The sequence below is a fragment of the Phytohabitans aurantiacus genome (genome assembly GCF_027923225.1).
Classification (GTDB): Bacteria; Actinomycetota; Actinomycetes; order Mycobacteriales; family Micromonosporaceae; genus Phytohabitans; species Phytohabitans aurantiacus.
The window spans coordinates 83,659-109,317 of the sequence record NZ_BSDI01000002.1 but is presented as its reverse complement, the minus strand read 5'-3'; the positions used below and the strand labels follow the sequence as shown (position 1 = coordinate 109,317).

General features: G+C 68.9%; 19 protein-coding genes. 9 read left to right on the top strand and 10 right to left on the bottom strand.

All coding sequences use genetic code 11. The features are described from left to right. Positions 1–76 precede the first annotated feature (76 nt). From QMG73_RS03340 to QMG73_RS03325, 4 genes are read left to right on the top strand one after another with little or no spacing between them, the layout of a single operon-like run. Positions 77–1,759: an ABC transporter substrate-binding protein gene (locus QMG73_RS03340; RefSeq protein WP_281892355.1), complete on the top strand. Its 1,683-nt coding sequence runs from the start codon at positions 77–79 to the stop codon at positions 1,757–1,759. Positions 1,760–1,769: 10 nt separating this feature from the next. Continuing rightward, complete coding sequence (locus tag QMG73_RS03335; protein ID WP_281892354.1) at positions 1,770–2,759, top strand: ABC transporter permease; 990 nt, start codon at positions 1,770–1,772, stop codon at positions 2,757–2,759. A gap of 2 nt (positions 2,760–2,761) precedes the next feature. Beyond that, a complete protein-coding gene (locus QMG73_RS03330) occupies positions 2,762–4,537 on the top strand; it encodes a dipeptide/oligopeptide/nickel ABC transporter permease/ATP-binding protein (protein ID WP_281892353.1) in 1,776 nt (591 codons plus the stop codon). Next, a complete protein-coding gene (locus tag QMG73_RS03325) occupies positions 4,534–5,382 on the top strand; it encodes an ABC transporter ATP-binding protein (protein ID WP_281892351.1) in 849 nt (282 codons plus the stop codon). Before QMG73_RS03330 ends, QMG73_RS03325 begins: the two co-directional genes overlap by 4 nt. 3 nt (positions 5,383–5,385) lie before the next feature. On the opposite strand, the gene QMG73_RS03320 is transcribed toward QMG73_RS03325, so the two are convergent. After that, positions 5,386–6,627: an ROK family transcriptional regulator gene (locus tag QMG73_RS03320; RefSeq protein ID WP_281892349.1), complete on the bottom strand. Its 1,242-nt coding sequence runs from the start codon at positions 6,625–6,627 to the stop codon at positions 5,386–5,388. A 177-nt stretch (positions 6,628–6,804) separates the two neighbouring features. Between QMG73_RS03320 and QMG73_RS03315 the strand changes: the two genes are divergently transcribed. Further along, a complete protein-coding gene (locus QMG73_RS03315) occupies positions 6,805–8,316 on the top strand; it encodes a cellulase family glycosylhydrolase (RefSeq protein WP_281892348.1) in 1,512 nt (503 codons plus the stop codon). Between the two features lie 71 nt (positions 8,317–8,387). Then, positions 8,388–11,051 (top strand): cellulose binding domain-containing protein, encoded by a 2,664-nt coding sequence (locus tag QMG73_RS03310; RefSeq protein WP_281892346.1) that lies wholly within the window; start codon positions 8,388–8,390, stop codon positions 11,049–11,051. Here QMG73_RS03310 and QMG73_RS03305 read toward each other — a convergent pair. From QMG73_RS03305 to kdgD, 9 genes are read right to left on the bottom strand one after another with little or no spacing between them, the layout of a single operon-like run. Then, on the bottom strand, positions 11,041–13,239 hold the full coding sequence (locus QMG73_RS03305; RefSeq protein ID WP_281892345.1) for an MBL fold metallo-hydrolase: 2,199 nt from the start codon (positions 13,237–13,239) through the stop codon (positions 11,041–11,043). The two genes, QMG73_RS03310 and QMG73_RS03305, sit on opposite strands and share 11 nt — an antisense overlap. A gap of 6 nt (positions 13,240–13,245) precedes the next feature. Then, the gene (locus tag QMG73_RS03300; RefSeq protein WP_281892344.1) at positions 13,246–13,635 is read right to left on the bottom strand and encodes a universal stress protein; all 390 of its coding nucleotides are present in this window, start codon (positions 13,633–13,635) and stop codon (positions 13,246–13,248) included. A 17-nt stretch (positions 13,636–13,652) separates the two neighbouring features. Next, complete coding sequence (locus QMG73_RS03295) at positions 13,653–14,777, bottom strand: L-talarate/galactarate dehydratase (protein WP_281892343.1); 1,125 nt, start codon at positions 14,775–14,777, stop codon at positions 13,653–13,655. Further along, positions 14,774–16,285 (bottom strand): tripartite tricarboxylate transporter permease, encoded by a 1,512-nt coding sequence (locus QMG73_RS03290; RefSeq protein WP_281892342.1) that lies wholly within the window; start codon positions 16,283–16,285, stop codon positions 14,774–14,776. Before QMG73_RS03290 ends, QMG73_RS03295 begins: the two co-directional genes overlap by 4 nt. A 1-nt stretch (position 16,286) precedes the next feature. After that, positions 16,287–16,796, bottom strand: coding sequence for a tripartite tricarboxylate transporter TctB family protein (locus QMG73_RS03285; RefSeq protein ID WP_281892341.1), 510 nt, complete (start codon positions 16,794–16,796; stop codon positions 16,287–16,289). Then, entirely contained in the window at positions 16,793–17,788 is a 996-nt protein-coding gene (locus QMG73_RS03280) for a Bug family tripartite tricarboxylate transporter substrate binding protein (protein ID WP_281892340.1), read from the bottom strand. The genes QMG73_RS03285 and QMG73_RS03280 overlap by 4 nt, the downstream gene beginning before the upstream one ends. 8 nt (positions 17,789–17,796) lie before the next feature. Next, positions 17,797–19,140: an enolase C-terminal domain-like protein gene (locus QMG73_RS03275; RefSeq protein ID WP_281892339.1), complete on the bottom strand. Its 1,344-nt coding sequence runs from the start codon at positions 19,138–19,140 to the stop codon at positions 17,797–17,799. A gap of 5 nt (positions 19,141–19,145) precedes the next feature. Beyond that, on the bottom strand, positions 19,146–20,732 hold the full coding sequence (locus tag QMG73_RS03270; protein ID WP_281892338.1) for an aldehyde dehydrogenase (NADP(+)): 1,587 nt from the start codon (positions 20,730–20,732) through the stop codon (positions 19,146–19,148). Between the two features lie 5 nt (positions 20,733–20,737). Further along, a complete protein-coding gene (gene kdgD / locus QMG73_RS03265; RefSeq protein WP_281892337.1) occupies positions 20,738–21,652 on the bottom strand; it encodes a 5-dehydro-4-deoxyglucarate dehydratase in 915 nt (304 codons plus the stop codon). Positions 21,653–21,768: 116 nt separating this feature from the next. On the opposite strand from kdgD, the gene QMG73_RS03260 reads away from it, so the two are divergent. From QMG73_RS03260 to QMG73_RS03250, 3 genes are all read left to right on the top strand, one after another. Next, positions 21,769–22,656 (top strand): LysR family transcriptional regulator, encoded by an 888-nt coding sequence (locus QMG73_RS03260; RefSeq protein WP_281892336.1) that lies wholly within the window; start codon positions 21,769–21,771, stop codon positions 22,654–22,656. Between the two features lie 261 nt (positions 22,657–22,917). Next, positions 22,918–23,931 (top strand): mannonate dehydratase, encoded by a 1,014-nt coding sequence (locus QMG73_RS03255; RefSeq protein ID WP_281892335.1) that lies wholly within the window; start codon positions 22,918–22,920, stop codon positions 23,929–23,931. A gap of 15 nt (positions 23,932–23,946) precedes the next feature. Further along, positions 23,947–25,650, top strand: coding sequence for a PHB depolymerase family esterase (locus tag QMG73_RS03250; protein WP_281892334.1), 1,704 nt, complete (start codon positions 23,947–23,949; stop codon positions 25,648–25,650). The last annotated feature ends 9 nt before the right edge of the window (positions 25,651–25,659 follow it).

The window sequence follows — 25,659 nt, the reverse complement described above, 5'->3', positions numbered from 1 at the left end:
CAACTTGATAATGTCCGCAGCGCGGGCTCCATGTCGTAGCACAACCCCACGAGCAGAATGCCCGGAGGAAGTCGCGATGGTGTCGACAGAACGCGGCGCGGGTGCACGCGCCGCCGTGTTACTGGCCGCGATGGCGGTTGTCGCCGCAGGCTGCGGATCGTCAGGCAAACCGGCCGCAGGCGACAGCCCCACGCTGGTCGCCTATACCGGCCAGTCCACCGACTATCAGATCAACTTCAATCCGTTCGCGCCGACGGTCATCGGTGGGACGGGGACGATCTTCCAGACCCTGTTCTTCTACAACATCGTTCGCGACGACGAGCCGACACCGCGGCTGGGCACGCAGTTCGCCTGGAACGCGGACGGCACCCAGCTGTCGATCACGCTCCGGGACGGTGTGAGCTGGTCCGATGGGGAGAAGTTCACCGCCGACGACGTCGTGTTCACGCTCGACATGATCAGCAAGCACAAGGGCATGAACAGTACGGGCTACGCCGGCCGAGCGACGGCGGTCGACGACACGCACGTGACGATCGCGTTCGAGCAACCGTCGTTTGTGGACGGCCCGTCGGTGTTGGGCAAGACGTACATCGTGCCGGAGCACAAGTGGAAGGACATCGCCGACCCGGCGGTAGCCGTGGTGAAGGAGCCGGTCGGCACCGGGCCGTACCTGCTGGAGGAGTTCAAGCCGCAGGCGTACACGCTCAAGGCGAACCCGGCCTACTGGGGCGGCGAGCCGGCGGTGAAGAAGATTCGGTACCTCGCGCTGTCCGGTAACCAGGCGGGAGCCACCGCCCTCAAGGCCGGCCAGATCGACTGGCAGACCGGGCCGGTACCGGATGTCAAGGACGTGGAGAAGAGCTATCCCGGCTACAAGGCCGTCATCACCCCGGTGAACCAGATCGCGCTGGTCACCTGCAGCAGCGCCGCCCTGGGCTGCCAGGGTCCGCAGACCGACCCGGCCGTGCGGCAGGCGATCTACCACGCCATCGACCGGACCCAGCTCAACGCGCTGGCGTTCGAAGGCACCGGCCGCGAGGTCTCACCCAGCTTCCTCCTGCCGGACCGCGACGGTGAGCTCATCTCCGGCAAGCTGCGGCAGCGGACCGCGCCGATGCAGCCGGATCCGGCCAAGGCACAGCAGATCCTGGAGAGCGCCGGCTACGCCAAGGGTTCCGACGGCTTCTACGCCAAGGGTGGCAAGCCGCTGTCGCTGACGCTGAAGACGGTCTCCGGCTGGACCGACTACATCACCGCGGTGAACACGATCGGCCAGCAGCTCAAGCAGGCCGGCATCAAGCTCACCCCGCAGCAGCTGTCGTGGAACGAGTTCGTCGACGCCAAGGACCGCGGCGAGTACCAGCTGGTCATCGACTCGCTGTACCAGGGCCCCGCGCCTGACCCGTTCTACGTCTACAACTACTTCTTCAGCACCGCGCAGACCGCCAAGGTCGGCGCCAAGCCGGGACCGAACGTCAGCCGCTTCTCGGACCCGCAGGTCGACCAGGCCCTCGACGCGCTCAGGCGCATCAACCCCGCCGACACCGCCGCACGGCAGCCCTACCTGGAGACGATCCAGACCCGCGTCGAGCAGGCGATGCCGTACATCCCGGTCCTCACCCAGGGCACGATCAACGTGTACCACGACGCCAAGTTCACCGGCTGGCCGACGCAGAGCGACCTGTACGCCTTCCCCGCTATCTGGGCGCACCCCGACAACGCGGAGGTCTTCCTGCGGCTCAAGCCAGCCGGCAAGTGAGTCCGGGCCGATGCGGTACTACCTGCGCAAGCTCGCCTTCTACCTGGTCGCCCTCTGGGCCGCGGTGACGCTGAACTTCTTCATCCCGCGGATGATGCCCGGCGACCCGGTGGACATCCTCATGGCCAAGCTGCAACAGCGCGGCAGCGGCGTCGACCCGTCCGCCCGCCGGGCGTACGAGCTGCTGCTCGGCACCGACTCGGACGAGCCGCTGTTCCGGCAGTACCTGTCGTACCTGGGGAATCTGGTGCGTGGTGACTTCGGGATCTCGGTGAGCGACTTTCCGACGCCGGTCTCGACGGTCATCGCGACATCGCTGCCGTGGACCGTCGCGTTGGTGGGGATCGCGACGGTCCTGGCGGTCCTGTTCGGGATCACGCTGGGCGTGTTCGTGGGGTGGCGGCGGGGCACCTGGCTGGACTCCCTGGTGCCCGCCACGACCGTACTGTCAGCGGTGCCGTACTTCTGGCTGGCGCTGATCCTGGTCGCCGTCCTCGGGTCCGCGCTGGGCTGGTTTCCGCTGCTCGGCGGGTACGACGTCGTCCTCACCCCGGGCTGGAACGCCGACTTCCTCGGCTCCGCGCTCTACCACGGTGTCCTGCCGGCGCTGACGATCGTGGTCTCTTCGGTCGGCGGTTGGCTGCTGGGCACGCGAAACATGATGGTCTCCGCCATGGCCGAGGACTACGTGCTCACCGCACGGGCGAAAGGGCTGCGCGAGGGGCGCGTCATGATCTGGTACGCCGCGCGCAACGCGGTGCTGCCGTCGGTCGCCGGGTTCGCCATCTCGCTCGGCTTCGTCGTGGCCGGTTCGATCGTCACCGAGCAGGTCTTCGCCTATCCGGGCATCGGGTCGAAGCTGCTGCAGGCGGTGCAGAACAACGACTACGCGCTCATGCAGGCCATCTTCCTGGTCATCACGGTCGCCGTGCTGGCCGCCAACCTCGCCGTCGACCTGCTCTACGGCATCATCGACCCCCGTACCCGGACCGGCGGTTGAGGATGACGAACCTCAGCCCGGAGCTGCTGGAGCCGCGACCGAGCGCCGGCTGGCGCAACCTGGCACCCCGCTGGTCACCGAAGCTCGCCGTCGGATCCGCGCTCATCCTCACGATCACCCTGTTTGGTCTCGTCGGGCCGCTGCTGGTCGGCGACCCGGACCGGATCGACAACATCGGCCTGACGGCACCGAGCGGCGGTCATCTGCTCGGCACCACCCAGACCGGTCAGGACGTGCTCGCCCAGATCGCCTACGCCACCCGGGGTTCGCTCTACATCGGCGTCCTCGTCGGCGTCATGGCCACGTTCCTGTCGGCGCTGTTCGGCATCGTGGGCGCCTACATCGGCGGCGTGGTCGACGAGGCGTTCTCGCTGTTCTCCAACGTGATGCTGGTGATTCCCGGCCTCCCCCTGGTCATCGTGATCTCCGCGTTCGTCCCGCCGGAGCAGCGCGGTTCCTGGACCATCGCGCTGGTACTGGCGATCACCGGTTGGGCCGCGTCGGCCCGGGTGCTGCGCGCCCAAACGCTGTCTCTGCGCGGACGGGACTACGTGCTCGCCGCCCGCGTCGCCGGTGAGCGAACCTGGCGGGTCATCGGCGTCGAGATCCTGCCGAACCTGTTGCCGCTGCTGGCGTCCCAGTTCGTGTTCGCGGTCATCGCGGCGATCCTCAGCGAGGCCGGCCTGTCATTCCTGGGCCTGGGCGCGTCCTCGTCCTCGACCCTCGGCACGATGCTCTACTACGCGCAGAACGGCTTCGCGCTGCAGCGCGGTGCCTGGTGGTGGTTCGTGCCGCCCGGGCTCATCATCGCCCTGTTCGGCTGCGGTCTCGCCCTTGTCAACTTCAGCATCGACGAGATCATCAACCCGAAGCTGCGGGATCTGCGGCGGCGTGTGGGCGCGGTGACCCGCCGTGCCACGGACCCCGCGCCGAGTCCGGGCGATGATGCGGTGCTCACCCTGACCGGCCTTTCCGTGACGTACCAGGGCGAGCGGCCGGTGCGCGCGGTCCGGGAGGTCTCGCTCACGCTGCGGCGGGGCGAGATTCTCGGCCTGGCCGGCGAGTCGGGCTGTGGCAAGACCACTCTCGCGTACGCGGTCAACCGGCTGTACCGGCCACCGGCCGAGGTCACCGCCGGATCGGTGACCTTCCGCGACCGCGTGGACGGCGACCTCGACATACTCGCGTTGACGCCCGAGGAGTTGCGCGCCTTCCGGTGGTCGAAGCTGTCCATGGTCTTCCAGGGCGCCATGAACGCGCTCAACCCGGTCCTGACCATCCGGAGGCAGCTGGAGGACGTGCTCACCACCCACCGGCCGGCGATGTCCCGCAAGGCGCGCCGGGCCCGCTGCGCCGAACTGCTGGCGCTGGTCGGCGTCGACCCGCGGCGGTTGCGTTCCTACCCTCACGAGCTGTCTGGCGGGATGCGGCAACGGGTGATGATCGCCATGGCGTTGTTGCTCGAACCGCAGGTCGTGATCATGGACGAGCCGACCACCGCGCTCGACGTGGTGGTGCAACGCGGCATCCTGCGGGAGATCATGCGGCTTCGCGGTGAGCTCGGCTTCGCCGTCCTGTTCATCACCCACGACCTGCCGCTGCTGCTGGAGGTCGCGGACCGGATAGCTATCATGCTCGACGGCCAGATCGTGGAGTACGGCTCTGCCGAGCAGGTCCGAGATCAGCCGCGGCACGCGTACACCCGGCGACTGCTCGACTCCTTCCCCAGCCTCACCGGCGAGCGCGGGGCGTTCGTGCGGTCCGGGGGTGCGCCATGACCACGCTGGAGGTGGCCGACCTGGTCAAGGACTTCCGCATCCGCGGTGGCCTGCGCCGCAGCCGGCTGCGGGCCGTGGACAACGTCTCGTTCACCCTCACCCCGGGCCGCACGGTGGCGCTGGTCGGCGAGTCAGGATCCGGCAAGTCCACGATCGCCCGGATCATCGCTCGCCTGGAGCGACCCACCAGCGGCCAGGTCATCCTGCGCGGGTCCGGTGGCGCGGCCGTTCCCAACCGTGACTACCGGCACCACGTGCAGATGGTGTTCCAGGACCCGTTCGCCTCGCTGAACCCGTTCCACACCATCGCCCACCACCTGGCCCGTCCGCTGCGGCTGCACGGCCGCACCCGCACGCGCGCCGAGACGTGGTCGGCGGTGGTGGAGCTGCTGGAACGGGTCAGCCTGCCGGCCGGAGACGTCGCGCACCGCCGGCCGCACGAGCTGTCCGGCGGGCAGCGCCAGCGGGTCGCCATCGCCCGCGCACTGGCGCCCGGCGCGACCGTCCTGGTCGCGGACGAACCGGTGTCCATGTTGGACGTCTCGATCCGGCTCGGGGTACTCAACCTGCTGGCCAGCCTGCAACGCGATCAGGATCTCGCCGTCCTCTACATCACCCACGACCTGGCGACCGCGCGGCACTTCGCCGACGACATCCTGGTCCTGTACCGGGGACGGGTCGTCGAGCGGGGCCCGGCCGACCAGGTCATCCTCGACCCACACCACCCGTACACCAAGCTGCTGGCCGCGGCGTCGCCCGATCCAGCCGCCCGGGGCCGCTCGTTCGACATCGACCCCGCCGAGGTGGTCGAGGCCGGCAGCGCCCCGCCGTACGAACACCGATAGGGATCAGGACGCGGGTACTGGTCGCGCGTCCTCCTGGCGGGGATGACCCAGGGTGAGCTCGCTCTGCAGGACCAGGACCGCCCCGCCGATCGCCGCCGCGTCCGACCCGTTGACCGACGGCACCACCCGCACCCGATGCGCACGCCGGGCGAACGTACGGCGGTCGACCTCCTGCTGGATCACCGCTTGGTAGATCGAGCCCGCCACCGCGAAGCTCGGTCCGGCGAGCACGATCGCGTCCACGTCGAACAGGCTCGCCATGGTGACGGCGGCAAAGCCGAGATAGCGGGCCGACTGCTCAAGCAGGCCGCGGGCGGCGGGATCGCCCGCGTTCGCGGCGGCGCCGATCCGCGCGAACTCGCTGAGGAAATCGGCGTCGGTCGGGTTGAGCGCCAGCCGCTGGGCCAGACCTGGCGTCGCCAGGGCCTGCCGGACCAGAGCCGACGGGCCGGCGTAGTTTTCCAGGCAGCCGACGTTGCCACACGGGCACTGCTCGCCGTTGACGTCGATCGAGATGTGGCCGATCTCCACGCTGTTGGAGGAACTGCCCCGGTACAGCTCACCGGCGACCACGACACCGCCGCCGATCCCGCTGGCCATGTAGATGCAGCCGTAGGTGCTGCGCGGATCCACCGCACCCAGCCAGTACTCGCCGATGGTGGCCGCCGCGGCGTCGTTGTCGAGCAGTACCGGCAGCCCGAGGCTTTCGGCGAGCCGCCGCGCGACCGGGTAGTCGAGCCAGGCGTCGGTGGGCTGCGGTGTCAACAGCACACCCGCGCGCCGGTCCTGCGGGCCGTAGCTGACCAGACCGACGCCCAGCACCTTGTCGCGATCCACGGCCGCGGTGGTCAGCAGCGCGTCGACCTGCGCGGCCACCAGCGGCAGCGCCTGCTGCGGGGGCATCTGCGCCACACCGTGAAACGAGGTGCGGGCCACCTGCCGGCCGGCCAGGTCGACCACGACGATCACGCAGGTGTTGCGCTCGAGCTGGACGCCGACGCTGTAGCGGGCCAGCGGGTTGAGCTGGACCAGCGTGCGTGGCTTGCCGCCGGTCGGCGCGCCCCGGCCGGCCTCCACGACCAGGCCGTCTCCCATCAGCTCGCGCACGACCTCGGAGATCGTGGCACCGGTCAGACCCGTCGCCTCGGCGAGCTCGATCCGGGTGATCGTGCGTGCCGCCCGGATCAGATCCAGGACCCGGCCACGCGTCTTCGGCCGGCTGGCCCAGATCGGGCTCGTCGCCACGGTCTCCCCCTCCGTCCGTCGCTTTGCCAGGCTACTTTACTTACTCGTCGCCGCGCTGCTCCCGGCAGCTCTCGCAGTATCCAGCCTCGGCTATGCCGCGTATTGACTTTCGTAACCAACCTAATAAAGGATGTGCGCAGCGCTCCCATCGATCTCTCACGATACCGAGGAGATCAGATGAAACATCGTCATGCACTACTAGCGGCCGGCACCGCCGGCGCGCTGGTACTGGGTGGCATGGCTGTGGCTACCCTTCCCGCCGCGGCGGCCGCCTCCGGCTGCTCGGTTACGTACACGGTGCAGAGCCAGTGGCCGAGCGGTTTCACCGCGAACGTGGCCATCACCAACCTCGGCTCGGCCGTCACGAGTTGGACCCTCACGTTCGACTTCCCTAACGCCACCCAGAAAGTCACGCAGGGGTGGAGTGCGACCTGGACGCAGTCCGGCGCCCGCGTGTCCGCCGCGAGCATGGGCTGGAACGGCTCACTGGGCACCGGCGGGTCCACCTCGATCGGGTTCGTCGGCGCCTGGAACGGCGCCAACCCGGTGCCGGCGTCGTTCGCGCTCAACGGCACCACCTGCACCGGCTCGGTGACCACACCGACCGCGAACCCCACCACACCCCCGCCCAGCAGTCCACCGCCCACCACGCCCCCGCCCACCGGGCCCGCACCGAAGCTCAAGGTGTCGGGCAACAAGATCGTCACGGCAGCCGGCAAGCCGTACCGGCTGCTGGGCGTCAACCGCTCCAGCAGCGAGTTCGCCTGCGTACAGGGCAAGGGCCTGTGGGACGGCGGCCCGGTCGACCAGGCCTCCGTCAACGCGATGAAGACCTGGAACATCCACGCCGTCCGCATCCCGCTGAACGAGGAATGCTGGCTGGGCGTCAACGGCTCACCCAGCGGCGCCACCTACCAGCAGGGCATCAAGGAGTACGTCAACCTGCTCGTCGCCAACGGCATCAACGTCATCCTCGACCTGCACTGGACTTGGGGCGCCTACACCAACAGCCCGGACTGGCACTGCAAGGACGAGGCCGCCGTCTGCCAGAAGCCGATGCCCGACGCCCGGTACACCCCGCAGTTCTGGACCGGTGTCGCCAACGCCTTCAAGGGCAACGACGCCGTCGTCTTCGACCTGTTCAACGAGCCCTACCCGGACATGCCCGCCGAATGGAACAAGACCCTGGGCTGGCAGTGCCTGCGCGACGGCGGCACCTGCACCGGCATCCCCTACGAGGTGGCCGGCATGCAAGACCTCGTCGACGCGGTCCGCGCCACCGGCGCCACCAACATCCTCATGGTCAGCGGCCTGGAATGGACCAACGACATGCGTGAATGGCTGGCGTACAAGCCGAACGACCCGCTGAACAACATCGCCGCGTCCTGGCACGCGTACAGCTTCAACGCCTGCGCCACCGAGACCTGCTGGGACACCCAGATCGCCCCGCTCGCGCAGCAGGTACCCGTCGTGACCGGCGAATTCGGCCAGGACAACTGCGGCTTCGACTACATGCAACGCCTGGTCACCTGGGCCGACGCGCATGGCATCGGATACCTGCCGTGGACCTGGACGCCCTGGGGCTGCACCACCGGCGCCGTCCTCATCAAGGACTGGGCCGGCACACCAGAACCCGGCATCGGCGAGGGCTACAAAGCCCACCTGCTCACCCAGAACCCGTACGCGTAACACCACGGCGGCGGTGGCCCCGGCCGGTCGGGCATCGGCCGGGGCCACCCTCGGCTCCGAAGGAGACTCCCTTGCGCAACAACCTCGCTGGCGCGCTGTCGGTCGCGCTGGCCGCGGCCGCGACGGCGGTCGCTCTGGTCACGATGAACGTGCCCAGCGCCAGCGCCGCCGTGTCCGTGCCGTACTCCTGGAAGAACGTCCGCCTCGACGCGGGTGGATTCGTCTCCGGCATCGTCTTCAACCCGACCGAGCGGAACCTCATCTACGCACGCACCGACGTCGGCGGCGCCTACCGGTGGAACCAGAGCACGAGCGCCTGGACGCCCATGCTGGACTGGGTCGGCTGGGACCACTGGGGCTGGAACGGCGTGCTGAGCCTGGCCAGCGACCCGGTCAACCCGGCCCGGGTGTACGCCGCCGCGGGCATGTACCTGAACAGCTGGGACCCCAACAACGGCGCCATCCTGCGCTCCGCCGACCGGGGCACCACGTGGCAGGTCACCGAGCTGCCGTTCAAGGTGGGCGGCAACATGCCCGGACGGGGCATGGGCGAACGCCTGGCCGTGGACCCGAACAACAACAACGTGCTGTACTTCGGGGCCGAGGCCGGTCAGGGCCTGTGGCGCAGCACCAACGCGGGCGTGACCTGGTCGCAGGTCACGAACTTCCCCAACGCCGGCAACTATGTGCAGGACCCGGCCGACACCAACGGGTACCTGACGTTCAACCAGGGCGTGGTGTGGGTCGCGTTCGACAAGGCCAGCGGGACCTCCGGCAGTACGACGCCCGGCATCTACGTTGGCGTGGCGGACCTGCAGAACACCGTGTACCGCTCCACCAACGGCGGGTCCACATGGGAGCGGGTCGCCGGCCAGCCGGTCGGTGCTTTCGCCCACCAGGGCGAGGTCGCCGGCGGCGCGCTGTACATCGCGACCAGCGACAAGGGCGGGCCGTACGACGGCGGCACCGGCAAGGTGTCGAGGTACCAGATCTCCACCGGCACCTGGACGGACATCACCCCGCCCACGCCGGGCGGCGGCGACAACTGGTACGGCTTCTCCGGCCTGTCCATCGACAAGCGGGCCACCAACACGATCATGGTCACCGGCTACAGCTCGTGGTGGCCGGACACGTTCATCTTCCGCAGCACCGACGCCGGCGCGACGTGGCGGTCCTTCTGGGACTTCGCGGGCTCGAACCGCACCAACAACTACAACCTCGATATCAGCTCGGTGCCGTGGCTGACGTACGCCGCCCAGCCCTCGCCGCCGGAGCAGGCACCGAAGCTCGGCTGGATGACCGAGGCGCTGGAGATCGACCCGTTCAACTCCGACCGGATGATGTACGGCGGCGCCTCGGTCTACGGCACGACGAACCTGACGGCGCTGGACACCGGCGGCACGGTAAACCTCACGCCGATGGTGCGAAACATGGAGTCGAGCGTCGTCGCCGATCTGGTGAGCCACCCCAGCGGGCCGCTGTTCTCCGGCCTGCTCGACATCGGCGGGTTCCGGCACGCGAAACTCGATGCCGTCCCGGCACTGATGTACACGCCCTTCATGAGCGCAGTCACCAGCCTCGACTACGCCGAGGGCAATCCGACGTGGATGGTCCGCGTCGGCCAGACCGACCGCACGAACTCGGCGAACATCGCGTACTCCACCGACGCCGGAGCGAACTGGTACACCGGCAGCGTGCCCAACGGCGCCCAACGCGGCCACGTGGCCATGAACGCGGGCGCCAGCCGCGTCGTGTGGAGCAGCGAGAACGCGGGCGTGTTCTTCTCCACCAGTGTGGGCGGCTCCTTCAGCCAGTCCAGCGGCCTGCCCAACCAGGCCCGGGTCGAAGCCGACCGGGTCAACCCGAACAAGTTCTACGGGTTCTCGGGCGGCACGTTCTACGTGAGCACCAACGGCGGGCAGAGCTTCACCGCGGCCGCGACCGGCCTCGGCTCGACCGGCCAGTTCAAGGCGATGCCCGGCATCGAGGGCGACATCTGGCTCGCCAGCGACACCGGTATCTACCACTCGACCGACTCCGGCTCGACGTTCAGCAAGATCGCGGCGAGCTCGAGCGCGGTGAGCATCGGATTCGGCGCGCCGGCTCCCGGCCGCACGAACCGGGCGCTGTACACGATGGCCACGATCGACGGTGTCCGCGGCGTGTACCGGTCAGACGACACCGGGGTCAGCTGGGTACGGATCAACGACGACCAGCACCAGTACGGCAACGCCGGCCAGGCCATCACCGGTGACCCGACCGTCTACGGCCGGGTGTACCTCGGCACCGACGGGCGCGGCATCCTCGTGGCCGACCCCGCCGGTCCACCGAGCACCACGACCCCGCCGCCGCCCACGACCCCGCCTACCACCACCTCCCCGCCGCCCCCGACGACCTCGCCGTCGCCGACGGGCACGGATGGCTGCTCGGCCACGTTCGCGCGCATAGGTCAGTGGGGCACCGGCAGCGGCGGCTTCCAGGGCGAGGTCCGGGTCGCCAACACGGGAACGACCGGCACCACGAACTGGACGGTGACCATGACCTTCGCCAACGGCCAAACCCTGTCCCAGATCTGGGGCGGCCGGACCACGATCCCCGGAAGCAGTCCGTACACCGTCGTCAACGAAGGCTGGAACGGCGCGCTGTCACCCGGCCAGACCGCGACGTTCGGATTCATCGGCAACTGGAACGGGGCCAACAACCCGCCCACAGTGACCTGCGTTGCTAGGGGGTGACAGGTTCGAAGACGGGGCCGGTGGGCGGAATGACGATCGCGCTGGCGGGTGTGAGGTCCACGCGGTAGGTGCCGCCCGCCGCCACGCTCGCCAGTACCGCCTCCGCCTCCGTGCGGCTGCTGAACCGCTGGGTCCGGAGGATCTCGGGGGATCCCGGGGTGGAGCGGTATGACTCCACCGGGCCGCCACCTGGCAGGAACCCGCCATACGAGTCGAGCACGTCGGCGTAGAACTGTACGTAGTAGCCCTGCGGGTCGTGGACGTAGCTGTCTCTTTCGATGACGATGCCGTCTTCGAGCAGGGGGATCTTGGGGTTGACGTTCATGTGCTTGTCGTATCCGCGGATCACTTTGCCGCCGTCCAGCAGCGTGACGGCGACGTCTCGTACGCCGTCCTCCCGGCCGGGTTTGAACGGTCCGTAGGTCTCGATGCTCTGGTAGTTGGGTTGCGTATCGCTGAGGGCGTGGGTGGCGACCGCATAACGCTTTTCGTTGAAGTTGACGAACTCTCCGGTGGTGAGCGCGTCGAGCATGTCCAGCCGGCGTCCCCGGTTGGCGGGGTCGTTGTGGTATGCCTTGAGTGCCTGGTACACCTCGACGATGGGGTATTGGTTCGTGTGTGAGGGCGTGACGTATTCGACGTCGACACGCTGCTGGAGCCAGGACAGGCCGAGTTGGAAGCTCAGCCGGCGGAACCCGTTGGTCGCCGTCACCCGCTCCATCCCGTTGAAGCCGTAACCGCCCATGAAGCCGAAGGTCAGGCGGCCCGCGCCGTCCGGATTTTCGATGTCGAACACGAAGGAGGTCGTACCCACGGTGTGTCCCGGGGTCGGCACGGGCATGATCCGCACGTTGCCGTAGTCGATGAACGTGTCGTAGGTGTAGTAGGTGGAGCGCTCGCGTAACAACGTTTGACTGGCTGGCAGCGCCGGCGGGATGTTCCAGGGGTTTCCGAGTCCGTCGTGCTGGATGCCCTGGACGTCTTCGCGCGAGGCGTGTTGGGTGACCTCGCCGCCGGCGTTCTCGATCATGGTGACGAGTTCCTGCGTGGTGCCGTAGTGGTCGAGGTGGGCGTGTGAGAGCAGCACGTCGGTGATCTCGCGTGGGTCGAAGCCCACGCGTTCGATGTTCTTCCAGTACTGGTAGCCGCTGTTGGGCCAGCCACTGTCGATGAGGACCAGCCGGTCGTCTGACCGCTTCGACGTTCCCATGTCGGCGTTGAGCAGGTAGAGAGCCACCTCGTTGTCACCGACGTAGAACAGGGTGTCCTTGACGATCTCGAACGGTTCGGTGCTGCGGGTGTACGGCGCCTGGCTGACACCGGTGGCCACGATGTCGACGTATCGGCGGCCGGACACCGGGTCGACGCCCTTGTCGGCGAGGAGGGAACTCTGCGTGGGGACGTCCCAGACGGGCAGGCCGTCGGAGGTGTCGCGCGGTGTGAAGTAGTAGATGGCGCGGACCTTCGCCGAGTCGGCCTGCCGGTGGTCACGGTCGAAGACGACGAACGCGGCCTGCCGGTCGGTCGTGGCGTATTCGTAGTCTTTCGTCACCGGGATCCGGTCGAACGACGAGGGGCGCGACAGCGCCAGATCCGCGGTGTTCACCTCGTAGACCTCGACGTCGCGGTCGACCCGGTAGGTCTCCTCGTATCGCTTGTCTAGCTTGCGCAGGCTCCGACCGGCGATGTCGTGGGTGACCACTCGCCCGTCCCCGATGGTGATCTGCCCGGTGCGCTTGCCGTAGACCCAGCCGGCCGCGACGAGGTCGCCGGGCCGACCGTCGTGAGGTGCCAGCTCGGGCCCGTACTTTTTCGCGTCGAAGACAGGCGTGCTCGCTTTCGTGAGCACGGTGTGGAAGGTCGCGGACGGGTTCGGCGGCACGATGACAGCTCCGCTGGAGACGCGGTAGTCGACGAGGGCTCCCGGTGCCAGCGAGCTCTGGACCGTCGCCGCCGCCGACTCCGAGACGGCTCGGGTAACCACCCACTTGCGCTGCCCGCCGGTGAGTACCGGCACCGCGACCCGCGTGCCTTCCGCGCCCGCGCGCAGGACGGGTTCACCCACCACGAACCCGACTTCCACTGTGGACTTCTCATCGTGTGGGCGGGGCGCTGCCTGTGTCGACACGGGCGTGGCCACAAAAGCGAAAGCCAGCACGCAGGCCGTGGCGACGGGTCGTCGTCTCATGAGCGATCACGCCTTCACGGTCAGCACGGGCGTGTGTGCCTCCATGAGCACGCGTTGGGCGTTGCTGCCGAGGACGAACTTGCCGACGGCGGTCCTGCGCCGCAGCCCGATGACGGTTACCTCGATGCCCGGCTCGCCGGAGGCGTCGATGAGGTCATCGGCGGCGGAGTGTCCGTCGACGGGCTGCCGGATTTTGAGCTCCACGGCCGCCGCGGCGCTTTCCGCGCGGAGCTGGTCCAGGTCGGTCTGGCTCGCGAGGGCCGGATCGACGTGGGCGCCGGCGCGGGCGGAGTTGACGATGATGAGGTCGGTAGATCGTCTTGCCGCCTCCGCGAGCGCGAACGCGAAAGCCGCGTTTCCCTCCGGGGTGGGCAGGTAGCCAAGCAACACGCTCATCGAGGGTCCTTCCTGCGTCAGGAGGTGATCTCCACCTCGTCGGTGCGGTGGGCGGCGGCGAACTCGCTGAGGGTCAGACCGAGTCCTGGGCGGTGCGGTACGAGCATGTGGCCGTCGCGCAGTTCGAGGCGTTCGTTCCAGAGGGGCTCGAGCCACTCGAAGTGTTCGACCCACGGCTGGTGCGGGTACGCGGCGGCCAGGTGCAGGTGGATTTCCATCGCGAAGTGGGGCGCCATGCGCAGTCCCGCGTGGTCGGCGAGGGCCGCGACGCGCAGGAACGGGGTGATGCCTCCGACCCGCGGCGCGTCGGGTTGGACGAAGTCCGCCGCGCCCGCCTGGATCAGTGTCCAGTGCTCGGCGACGCTGGTGAGCATCTCACCGGTGGCGATGGGTGTATCCAGCGAGGCGGCGAGGGCGGCGTGGCCCTGGGCGTCGTACGCGTCGAGGGGCTCCTCGATCCATTCCAGGTTGAACTGTTCCAGGGTGCGGCCGATGCGTTGGGCGGTCGCGCGGTCCCACTGCTGGTTGGCGTCGACCATGAGCGTCACCTCGTCGCCGAGCCGCTCCCGTACGGCCGCCAGCCGTCGCAGGTCGGCTTTCGCGTCGGGCTGACCAACTTTGATCTTGATGCCGCCGATGCCGCGGGACAGCGACTCTTCGGCGTTGTCGAGCAGTTCGTCCAGCGGCGTGGACAGGAAACCGCCGGAGGTGTTGTAGCAGCGCACGGCGTCGCGGTGGGCGCCGAGCAGCTTGGCCAGCGGCAGGCCGGCGCGTTTTGCCTTGAGGTCCCACAACGCGATGTCGGTCGCGGCGATGGCCTGGGTGGCCAGGCCGCTGCGTCCGACGGACGCGCCTGCCCACACCAGCTTTGTCCACAGTCGAGCGATGTCGTTGGGGTCTTCGCCGATGAGCTCCGGCGCGACCTCGCGGGCGTGGGCGTACAGTCCGGGGCCGCCGGCGCGTTTGGAGTAGCTGAACCCCAGGCCCTGGTACCCGTCCGACGTGGCGATCTCGGCGACCAGCACGGCGACCTCGGTCAGCGGCTTCTGCCTGCCGGTGAACACCTTGGCGTCGCTGATCGCCGTCTTGAGTGGCAGCCGGACAAGGCCGAGCCGGACGCTGTCGATGCGGTGGGTGGTCATGACTTCCGTTCTGCTGGAGTGAGGGAGGCCTGGCGGTTGCGGACCATGCGCAGGACGGGAATGACCACGATGGTCAGCACCAGCACGGCGACGAGGACGGCCGATACCGGACGCTGGAAGAATCCGAGGACGTCGCCGTCGAACAGGCGCATCGACCGGCGGAACGATGCTTCGAGGAGCTTGCCGAGCACGAAGGCGAGCACGAAGGGTCCGGGTTCGAAGCCGAGCTTCTTCATGCCGTACCCGAGGATGCCGAGCCCGACGACCAGGAACATGTCGAAGGCGTTGTTCCTGATGCTGTAGACGCCGATCATCGTGACCAGCACGGTCAGCGGCGCCAGGATGCCCGCGCGGACCTTCAGCAGCCGCACGAACACGCCGATGAGCGGGATGCTGAGCAGCAGCAGGATGATGTTGCCCAGGTACATGGAGTTGACAACGCCCCAGAACACGTCGGGGTGGTCGACGATCAGCTGCGGTCCGGGCGGGATGCCCTGCAACAGCAGCGCTCCAAAGAGGACGGCCATGGTGGCGTTGGCGGGGATGCCGAGCGTCAACAGCGGAATGAACGAGGACGTCGCCGCGGCGTTGTTGGCGCTTTCCGGGCCGGCGACGCCCTCGATCGCGCCCTTGCCAAACCGGGACGGGTCTTTGGCGGAGCGCTTCTCCACGGCGTACGCGACGAGCGAGGACATCGTGGCGCCGCCGCCAGGCAGCACGCCGAGGACGAAACCGACGATCGAGCCGCGCAGGATCGCCATCCGGGACTGGAGCCACTCCGGCCGTCGCGGGATGGCGCGGCCGAAGGAGAGCACCGCTGGTTGTGGCCGCAGTCGGTGTTCGAGGTTGTAGAGGATCTCGCCGACGCCGAATACGCCCATCGCGACGATGACGAAGTCGATGCCGTCGGCCAGTTGGTCGCTGCCGAAGGTGAACCGCGGAGTGCCCACGAGCGGGTCCAGGCCGACCGTGGCGAGCAGGAGCCCGACACCGGCGGCCGCGACGCTCTTGATGAGCGCGCCGTTTCCGAGGGTGGCGACCAGGAAGATGCCGATCAGCGCCAGGACGGTGTATTCGGCTGGCCCGAACTCCAGTGCGGCGTCGGCGACGAGCGGGGCGATGAACGTCAACAGGACGATCGAGGCGGTCCCGCCGATGAACGAGCCGATCGCCGCGATCCCGAGCGCGGATCCGGCCTTGCCCTGCCGTGCCATCTGATGCCCGTCCAAGGCGGTGACCACTGTGGACGCTTCGCCGGGCAGCCGGAGCAGGACCGAGGTGATGGTGCCGCCGTACTGGGCGCCGTAGAAGATCCCGGCGAGCATGATGACGGCTGGTGTCGGCTCGATGTTGTACGTGATCGGCAGCAGGATCGCGATGGTGGCGGCCGGTCCGAGGCCGGGCAGCACGCCCACCAGCATGCCCAGCGTCACGCCGATCAGGCAGTAGAGGATGTTCTGCGGCTCGAACACGACCTCGAACCCGGACAGCACGGAACCGAAGTCCATGTCAGCTCCCGATCAGGTGCGGCAGCGGCACGCCGAGCCCGGTGATGAACAGCAGGTACGCGGCCACGGTGGCCAGCACCGACACCACGGCGGTGATACGCCAGCTCTCCCCACCCAGGAACCGCAGCCACAGTGCCAGCAGCAGCAGGGTCGGTATCTCGAAACCGATCAGTTCGAACAGGTAGGCGTAGATCGCCAGGCTGGCCGCGCCGATGACGACGGCCGTCGTACCCCTGGTGAAGGCTTCGGTGTCGCGGGCCGTGCGGGCGCGGACCGCGATGCCGGCGCCGGTGGCGATCAGCAGCACCGCGACGATGCTCGGCCACAGCCCCGGTCCGGGGTCGGCGAGGGCGCCGAATCCGAGGCCGCGGGCGTACCAGAGGGTGGCCAGGCCGAGCGCGACGGGGATCGCGCCGGCGATGGCGGACAGGGCCGGGCCCCCGGTCGGGGGCCCGTCCTCATCGCGCGGCTCGTCGGACGCCTCGGTTGGCGTGGACTGGTCGACGGTCATGACTTGAAGGTGAGGCCGAACTTCTGCGCCAGTGACTCGAACTGCGCGGCCGAGTCCTTCAGGTGCTGGCGCGCCTCCTCGTCGGAGACCTCCCAGCGTTCCATGTAGTTGTCCTTCAGGAACGTCTCGTAGGCGGAATCCTTGCGGGCCTCGGCGAACGCCTGCTCCAGCTTGGTGGAGACCGCCTCGGGCAAGCCGACCGGGGCGATGATGAACCGTCGCTGGTCGACCACGACGTCGTAGCCCTTCTCCTTGGCGGTGGGCACCTCGGGCAGGAACTCGCTGCGCTCGGTGGAGAAGATGGCCAGCGGCCGCAGCTTGCCGGCCTTGATGTGCTCCATCGTCTCAGCGAGGGAGCCGGACAGGGCGTCGACCTGCTTGCCCAGCAGTGCCGTCACCGCGGGCGCGCCACCGTCGAACGGCACGTCGGTCGCCTTGGTGCCGGCGCCCTTGAACAGCAGCGCCTGCGACAGCTGGCCGCCGGTGCCCACGCCCGCGGTCGCGTACTTCACCGATGGCGCCTTCACCAGGTCCTCGACCGTCTGGTACGGCGATTGCGCGTTGACGACCAGGACGTAGTCCTCCTGGACCAGCGTCGTGACGATCTCCATCTTGTCGGGCTGGATCGCGGTGGGATCCTCGACGACCAGTGGCGTGATCGCGAACAGCGACTTGACCGCCAGCGCGATGTTGTATCCGTCCGGCGACGAGGCCAGCACCTCCTTGCCGCCGACGGCGCCGTTGGCACCGGGCTTGTTGGCGATGACGATCGACTGCCCGAGCGGCTTCTCGGCGGCCTTCGCGACGGCGCGGCTGATCAGGTCGCCGCTGCCGCCGGCCGCGAACGGCACGGTGAAGTTGACGGCCCGGGTGGGGTAGTCGCTGCCGGCGTCGTCGCTGCCGCCCTTCACGCCGCCGCAAGCGGCGACGGGCAGGACGGACACTGCGGCGAGGGCGGCCAGGACGCGGCGACGGGTATAGGACTCACTCATGACGACTCCTAGTAGAGGGCGGACAGACAGGGTCGCTTGGGGTCGAACGTCCAGTTCGGGATGAGGTACTGCATGGCGACGGCGTCGTCACGGGCGCCGAGGCCCTGCTTCAGGTACAGCTCATGCGCCGCCTCGACCTTCTCCAGGTCGAGCTCGACGCCGAGTCCCGGTGCGGTCGGCACCTCGATGGCACCGTCGCGAATGGACAGCGGGTTCGTGGTGAGCCGCTGGCCGTCCTGCCAGATCCAGTGCGTGTCGATGGCCGTGATGTCGCCCGGCGCCGCCGCGGCGACGTGGGTGAACATGGCCAGCGACACGTCGAAGTGGTTGTTGGAGTGGGATCCCCACGTCAGGCCCCACGCGTCGCAGACCTGGGCGACGCGCACCGCCCCGCTCATGGTCCAGAAGTGCGGGTCGGCGAGCGGGATGTCCACCGCGTTGGCGCGGACGGCGTGTCCCAGCTCCCGCCAGTCGGTGGCGACCATGTTGGTGGCGGTACGCAGTCCGGTGGCGCGCCGGAACTCGGCCATCGTCTCGCGAGCGGAGTAGACACCCTCGGCGCCACAGGGATCCTCGGCGTACGCGAGCACTCCGTTCAGGCCCCGGCACAGCGCGATGGCGTCGTGCAGCAGCCAGCCGCCGTTCGGGTCGACGGTGATGCGGGCGTCGGGGAATCGGGCGGCCAGCGCGGCCACCGCTTCCACCTCCAGCCGGCCGGGCAGCACCCCGCCTTTGAGCTTGAAGTCGGAGAACCCGTAGCGGGCCTGGGCGGCCTCGGCTTGGGCGACGATGGCCTGCGGTGTCAGGGCCGGTTCGTCGCGCAGCCGCAGCCAGGGGTCGGCGGTGTCCGGGGCGGCGCGGTACGGCAGATCGGTTTGGGTGCGGTCGCCGACGAAGAACAGGTACCCCAGGGTCGGTACCGAGGTCCGCTGTTGCCCGTCGCCGAGCAGCGCGGCGACGGGGACCTCCAGGTACTGGCCAAGCAGGTCCAGCAACGCCGCTTCCAGGGCGGTGACGGCGTGGATGGTGGTGCGCAGGTCGTAGGTCTGCTGACCGCGTCCGCTCGCGTCGCGGTCGGCGAACCGGCGCCGCACCTCGCCGAGAACGGCGTGGTACCGGCCGATCGGGCGGCCGACCACCAGGTCGTGGGCGTCGCGGAGGGTCTGGGTGATGGCCGCCCCGCCGGGCACCTCCCCCACGCCGACGTGCCCGGTCGTGTCGGTGAGGATGACCAGGTTGCGGGTGAAGAACGGGCCGTGCGCACCGCTGAGGTTGAGCAGCATCGAGTCGTGCCCGGCGACCGGCACGACGCGCATGTCGGTCACGACCGGTACGGCATGGTCAGCAGGCATGGCGGTCACCTTTCGAGCCGGCCCTCGACGCGCCGCCACAGCCCGGACGGGTTGTCGTCGGTCAACGCCGGCGGCAGCAGTTCCGCGGGTACGTTCTGGTAGCTGACCGGCCGCAGGAACCGGTCGATCGCGAGCGTGCCGACCGAGGTGCTGCGGGCATCGGAGGTCGCGGGGAACGGTCCACCGTGGACGACGGCATGCCCGACCTCGACACCGGTGGGCCAGCCGTTGAACACGATCCGGCCGGCGATCAGCTCCAGTAGCGGCAGCAGGGTTCGCGCCTGTTCGTGATCCTCGGCGGTCGCGTGCACGGTCGCGGTGAGCTGGCCTTCGAGCCGGTCCAGGATCTGGCGCAGCTGGTCGCTGGAGGCGACCCGCACGATCAGCGCCGCCGCCCCGAAGATCTCCTCGTGCAGCATCGGGTTGGCCAGGAACGTGGCGCCGTCGGCGACGAACAAGCCGGCGCGGCCGGCGGCGGCGATCGTGCCGTCGTCCTTGCCTTCGGCGGCGACGGTCACCCCACTGGCGGCGCGGAGCCGCTCGACGCCGTCCACGAACGCGGCGTGGATGCTCTCGCTCAGCATCGGCGCCGCCGGGGTCGCCCGCATCGCGTCGCTGGCCGCGCCCAGGAACTCGCTGAAGCCGTCGCCGTCCGGGACGAAGACCAGACCGGGGCAGGTGCACAGCTGGCCGGCGCCCGTGGTGAGCGAGCCGACCAGTGCCAGGCCGAGCGCCGCACCGCGCTCGGCCAGCGCGCCCGGCAGTACGAAGACCGGGTTGACGCTCGACATCTCGGCGTAGACGGGGATGGGTTGGGGGCGGGCGGCTGCCGCCGCGACCAGGGCGAGGCCGCCGGCGCGGGAGCCGGTGAACCCGACCGCCTGGACGCGTGGATGGGTGACCAGGTCGGTGCCGAGTCCACGGCCGTCACCGAACAGCAGCGAGAAGGTGCCTTCGGGCAGGTGGTGCTGCTCGACCGCGGCCTTGACCGCGCGGCCGACCATCTCGGAAGTGCCGGGGTGGGCGCTGTGCGCCTTGACGATCACGGGTGCGCCGGCGGCGAGCGCCGACGCGGTGTCTCCGCCGGCCACCGAGAAGGCGAGCGGAAAGTTGCTCGCGCCGAAGACCGCCACCGGTCCCAGGGGAACGCGCCGCTGCCGGATGTCCGGCCGTGGCAGCGGGACCCGGTCGGGTTGGGCCGGGTCGATCCGTGCGCCTTGCCAGCTGCCTTCGCGTACGAGCTCGGCGAACAGTCGCAGCTGCCCGCACGTGCGGGCACGCTCGGACTCCACCCGGGCCCGCGGCAGTCCGGTCTCGCGGCTCACCCGGTCGATCAGGTCGTCGCCGAGCGCCTCGATGTTGGCCGCGATCGTGTCCAGGAACGCGGCCCGGCGCGGCAGATCGCTGTCGCGGTAGCCGGCGAACGCCGCCCAGGCCAGCTCCGCCGCACGGTCGACCTCCTCGGTGCCGCCCAGCCCGTACGCCGGCTCCATCGCCTGCCCGGTGCGCGGGTCGACCGCGCGGACCTCGCCCTTGCCGCCGTGGACCTCGCTGCCGCCGATCAGCATCGCGCCGGTCAGAACGCTGGCCACAGGTATCACCCCAGCTTCTCGATGAGGGCCGTCAGCTTGATCATCTCCTCGTCGGTCAGATCCGTCAGCGGCGGCCGGACCGGTCCGGCGGGTCGGCCGACCGCGCGCATACCGGCCTTAACGATCGAGACCGCGTACCCCGGCCGCCGGTTTCTGATCTCCACCAGCGGCAGCACGAAGTCGCTGAGCCGGCCGTAGACGCCGGCCCGATCACCGGCCCGCACCGCGTCGTAGAACCCGAGCGCGAACTTCGGCACGAAATTGAAGATCGCCGAGGAGTAGGTGGTCACCCCGAGTTCCAGGTACGGCAGGGCGAACGTTTCGGCGGTGGGCAGGCCCCCGATGTAGAGCAACCGGTCCCCCACCGTCGCGTACAGGCGCGTCATCAGCTCGATATCGCCCACGCCGTCCTTGAACCCCACGAAATTGGGGCAGGTGCCGACGAGCCTCTCGATGGTCGGCACATCGAACGCGGCGTTGGCGCGGTGGTAGACGATCACGCCCAGCGAGGTGGCCGCGCAGACCGCCTCCACGTGCGCGGCCAACCCATCCTGACTCGCCTCGGTCAGGTACGGCGGGAACAGCAGGATCGCGTCGGCACCGGCCGCCTCGGCGTCGCGGGCCATCTCGACCGCCTGGGCCGTGCCATACCCGGCCGGCCCGATGATCGGTACCGTCCCGGCGGTCTCCTGGACGGCGGCGCGCAACACCCGCCCCACCTCGCCGGTCGTCAACGAGAAGAACTCACCGGTGCCACCCGCGACGAACAGGCCAGCCGCCGGATGGGACGACAGCCAGCCCAGGTTGTCGCGGTAGGACACCTCATCGAAATCCAGTTCGGACGTGAAGTGGGTGACCGGGAAAGACAACAGCCCGGTACCCAGCGCGTGCCGGATCTCTTCCGGGGTGTATCGCGTCATAACGTCGAACTCCGTTTCGATGAGGTGACCGGTACGTTAAGCGGGTAAGGCCATACCGATCCAACACAGATTTGGCATCACCTAATACCTTTTCGGCATCGCGCTGGAGGCTTCCGGTGTACACACTTGATCAACTTCGGGGTTTCGTAGCCGTCGCCGAGGAGGGACATGTCGGTCGGGCGGCGACCCGCCTCCAGATGACGCAGCCGCCGCTGAGCCGCCAGATACAGCGACTCGAACGCAGCATCGGCATCGTGCTGTTCGACCGCACCCCCACCGGCGTGACGCTCACCCCCGCGGGCCGCGTGTTCCTCGACGAGGCGCGCCGCGTGCTGCACCTCGCGGCCGCCGCCCCTCTTCTCGCGCGGCGGGTGGCCGCCGGCACGGCCGGAACCATCCGGATCGGGTTCACGGCCGTCTCAGCGCTGACCGTCCTCGGGCATTGGATCGCCGTAGCCGCGAAGCACCTGCCCGAGGTCGATCTGGTCCTGCACGAGATGGTCACCCACGCTCAACTCGACGCCATCCTGGCCGGCGAGATCGAGGTCGGACTGGTGCGCCAGGTGCCGCAGTCCGAGGTGCTGTCGTCCCGGCTGGCCCACACCGACTCGCTCGTGCTGGCGGCGCCCCGCGGACACCCGCTCACCACCCTCGGCCGACCACCTCGCCTCGCCGACATCGCACACCATGACGTGGTGACGTACTCGCCATCCGAGGCGTGGTACTTCTACGAACTCGTCGTCGCGGCGTTCCACCGTGCCCAACTCAGGCCCCGGTACGTCCAGCACATCAGCCAGATCCACACCGTCCTGGCCGTCGTGAACGCCGGCCTCGGCGTGGCCCTCGTGCCACGGTCGGCCTCCGCGCTCCGGTTGCAGAACCTCACCTTCCTGGAAGTCGAAGACCTCCCGGACGACACCGTGACGCTGCACTGCGTCTGGCGCACCACGCACGAGAACCCGGCGCTGGCAGCGCTCCTGGGGCACGTGGCGAACGAGAAATAGTCAAATGTCAATGAGGTATCAGTCGATACCAAACCTGTGTTTGATCGGCATCACGGACCGCGCCTACCGTACCGAGTCACCGGGCGGCATCCGCGATCCGTTTTGGAGGTCCGCATGGATCAGGAATCGATCAACCGCAGGTCATTGATCCAGCTGGGCGGGGCGGCCGCGGCCGCCGCGACGACAGGGGCACTCCTTGGCCCTCCGTCACCCGCGCGGGCAGCTGGCCCAGACCGTCACCGGCCGCCCCGCAGGCTCAAGATGTACGTCGGCACCCAGCGCCGCGCCTCGACACCGGCCGTGCTGCGCGAATTCACCCGGCACGGCGTGACCCACTGGGTCGGCTATCCGCCCGCCCCTCCCCTCGCGGAGGGCCGCGGCTACTGGCTGCCGTCGGAGGTCGAGCAGACCCGCGAGTTCGCCGAGCAGAACGGCGTCACCCTCGACATGGTTGCCCTGCCGTTGCTGACCTCGTCACACATCGACCGCGACCCGCGGCCAGCGATCATGCTCGCCAAGAGCCCCGAGCGTGACAAGGACATCGACGACATCCACAAGATGATCGAAGCGTGCGCGATCGCCGGCGTGCCGGCCTTCAAATACAACATGAGCCTTCTCGGGGTGTTGCGCACCGGCGAGGTCCCCGGGCGCGGCGGATCCGTGTACGGGCAGTTCCGGGCCGCCGACCTTCCCAAAAACGAGCCGCTGACCCGTGCCGGCGTCGTCGACGCGGACGCCTTCTGGGAACGCATCGACTACTTCGTTCAAGCCGTGATCCCGGTAGCCCACCACTTCAAGGTGCGCGCGGCCTGCCACCCGCAGGACCCGGGAACGCCGCCCGGTGGCTACCGCGGCATCACCAACGTCCTGAGTGTCCCGGGCGGCAAGGGTCTTTTCACCTTCCTGTCCCTGCACCGCAGCCCCTACCACGGACTCAACCTCTGTGTCGGCACGCTGGCCGAGATGCTGTGGAACCCCCAGCGAGAGATCTACGACATCGTGCGCCGGCTCGCCCGGACCAACCGGCTGTTCAACATTCACCTGCGCAACATCAAGGGCCGCCGCGACGACTTCCTCGAAGTCTGGCCGGACGAAGGCGACATCGACCACGCCCGCATCATCCGCATCCTCGCCGAGGAAGGCTACGCGTACAACGTGGACCCGGACCACGTGCCCGACCACCCGGACGACCCGGGCGGCAAGCAGGCGTACGCCCACGGATACGGCTACCTGCGCGCCCTGATGCAGGCGGTCGAAAGCACCCTCGACCGCTGACGAGGAGACGTCACTGTGAAACGAATAGGCACCGCCGTCGTCGCCGTCGCCTGCCTGACCGCGCTTACCCTCGCCGCCCCCTCCCCGGCGTCGTCCGCCCCTCCCGCCGAGGCGGGCCTGCAACCGTTGCTGGACCAGACGCTTGTGGTCGACGGCATCACCAGGCAGTACGCCGTGTACGTCCCCAGCCAACAGCCCATCTACCGCGTCGCGGACCCCAAAGACAACCCGATCGTGGTGATTTTGCACCCCGACGGCGAAACCGCCCATGAATACGCGCTTCGCACGCAGTGGTCACGGGTCGCCGAGGAGGAAGGCTTCATCGCCGCCTTTCCCAGCGCCCAGAACGGCACCTGGAACACCCACCTTGACCCGGGCCGGCCCGACGACATCGGCTTCGTCACCGCCGTGACAGACGCCGTCCGCGGCGCCTACCAAGGCAGCTCCGTCAACGTGTACATCGTCGGCGAAGGCACCGGCGCGGCCGTCGCCAACGAGGTCGCCGCCATCAACTCACCCAAATACGTCGCGGTCGCCAGCCTCACCGGCGGCGCGCCCGCCGACTTCTACCAGACCGCCAGCAACCGCCTGCGACGTACCACGATGGCGAGCTGGACATTCGTCAACGGTCGCCTCACCGGTGACGAGCACCGGCAGATCGAGTACTGGAAACACGCCAACAAAGTCGACCCACGGCCTCGACACGAGCACGGGAGAGACTTCAGCACCGCCATCTACCGCAACCCCCACAATCCGCTGGCCCAGGTGCGCGTCTCCTACCTACGCGGCCCGTCCGCGCTCGGCGGCACCAGCGTGGCGCGAGCGGTATGGCGCGACATGTTCCACCCCACGCTGCGCTTCACCGACCAGGACTCCGTCAACGGACACCTCGTCCCGTTTCAGACCGCCAAACAGATGCGGCTGACCGAGCACACCGCCACGCTCGCCGGCCAAACCCGCCGCTGGCTGGTCTACCTACCCACCAGGTACCGCCAGCTGACCAACCATGGCCGCAAGCTCCCCCTTGTGCTGGCCTTCCACGGCCGCAACGGGTCCGGCCGCTACATGGCCCAGCAAACCGGATGGCACCAGGTCGGCGAAGCACGCGGCTTCATCGTCGTCTACCCGCAAGCCGAACCAGCCACCGGACCCAACATCGGCTTCAGCGGCAGTATCGACACCGCCAACCCCGATGTCGCATTCACCCTCGAGCTCCTCGCCGACCTGACCGCCCGCTTCGCCGTCGACTCCACCAGAATCATCGTCACCGGCGTCTCCCAAGGCGCGGCTTTCACCAACCGACTCGCGGTGCAGTACCCCCATCTTTTCGCCGCGATCGCACCCTGCTACTCCGGACATCTCAACGCCGCCAGCTACAGCGACCCCATCGTGCGCACCGATGTCCCCCTACCCGTGTGGCAGTGCCGCGGCGTCAACGAGGTACCCACCGACTACCCCGGCGGCACCGCCGGCGAGGCCGCCGCGAGAGTCTTCTGGCGGGAAACCGTCAACAAGAACACCGCACCACCCACCATCGAGGTCGACGGCAGATACACCACCGACATCTACCGCGACGGTGCCGCCGAGTACCGCTGGACAGTCAACGGCGACATCGGCCACTTCTGGCCCAAGAACATGGGCTTCAAGCTGTGGGACGACTTCCTGACCCACTACCGGCGGCTCCCCAACGGCAGCCTGGTCCGCACCCACGGACCCTGATGTCACGTC

Excerpts from the sequence above, each read along its gene's own strand:
- QMG73_RS03340 (WP_281892355.1), top strand. The coding sequence starts at position 77 with ATGGTGTCGACAGAACGCGGCGCGGGTGCACGCGCCGCCGTGTTACTG.
- QMG73_RS03335 (WP_281892354.1), top strand. The coding sequence starts at position 1,770 with ATGCGGTACTACCTGCGCAAGCTCGCCTTCTACCTGGTCGCCCTCTGG.
- QMG73_RS03330 (WP_281892353.1), top strand. The coding sequence starts at position 2,762 with ATGACGAACCTCAGCCCGGAGCTGCTGGAGCCGCGACCGAGCGCCGGC.
- QMG73_RS03325 (WP_281892351.1), top strand. The coding sequence starts at position 4,534 with ATGACCACGCTGGAGGTGGCCGACCTGGTCAAGGACTTCCGCATCCGC.
- QMG73_RS03315 (WP_281892348.1), top strand. The coding sequence starts at position 6,805 with ATGAAACATCGTCATGCACTACTAGCGGCCGGCACCGCCGGCGCGCTG.
- QMG73_RS03305 (WP_281892345.1), bottom strand. The coding sequence starts at position 13,239 with ATGAGACGACGACCCGTCGCCACGGCCTGCGTGCTGGCTTTCGCTTTT.
- QMG73_RS03300 (WP_281892344.1), bottom strand. The coding sequence starts at position 13,635 with ATGAGCGTGTTGCTTGGCTACCTGCCCACCCCGGAGGGAAACGCGGCT.
- QMG73_RS03295 (WP_281892343.1), bottom strand. The coding sequence starts at position 14,777 with ATGACCACCCACCGCATCGACAGCGTCCGGCTCGGCCTTGTCCGGCTG.
- QMG73_RS03290 (WP_281892342.1), bottom strand. The coding sequence starts at position 16,285 with ATGGACTTCGGTTCCGTGCTGTCCGGGTTCGAGGTCGTGTTCGAGCCG.
- QMG73_RS03285 (WP_281892341.1), bottom strand. The coding sequence starts at position 16,796 with ATGACCGTCGACCAGTCCACGCCAACCGAGGCGTCCGACGAGCCGCGC.
- QMG73_RS03280 (WP_281892340.1), bottom strand. The coding sequence starts at position 17,788 with ATGAGTGAGTCCTATACCCGTCGCCGCGTCCTGGCCGCCCTCGCCGCA.
- QMG73_RS03275 (WP_281892339.1), bottom strand. The coding sequence starts at position 19,140 with ATGCCTGCTGACCATGCCGTACCGGTCGTGACCGACATGCGCGTCGTG.
- kdgD (WP_281892337.1), bottom strand. The coding sequence starts at position 21,652 with ATGACGCGATACACCCCGGAAGAGATCCGGCACGCGCTGGGTACCGGG.
- QMG73_RS03255 (WP_281892335.1), top strand. The coding sequence starts at position 22,918 with ATGTACGTCGGCACCCAGCGCCGCGCCTCGACACCGGCCGTGCTGCGC.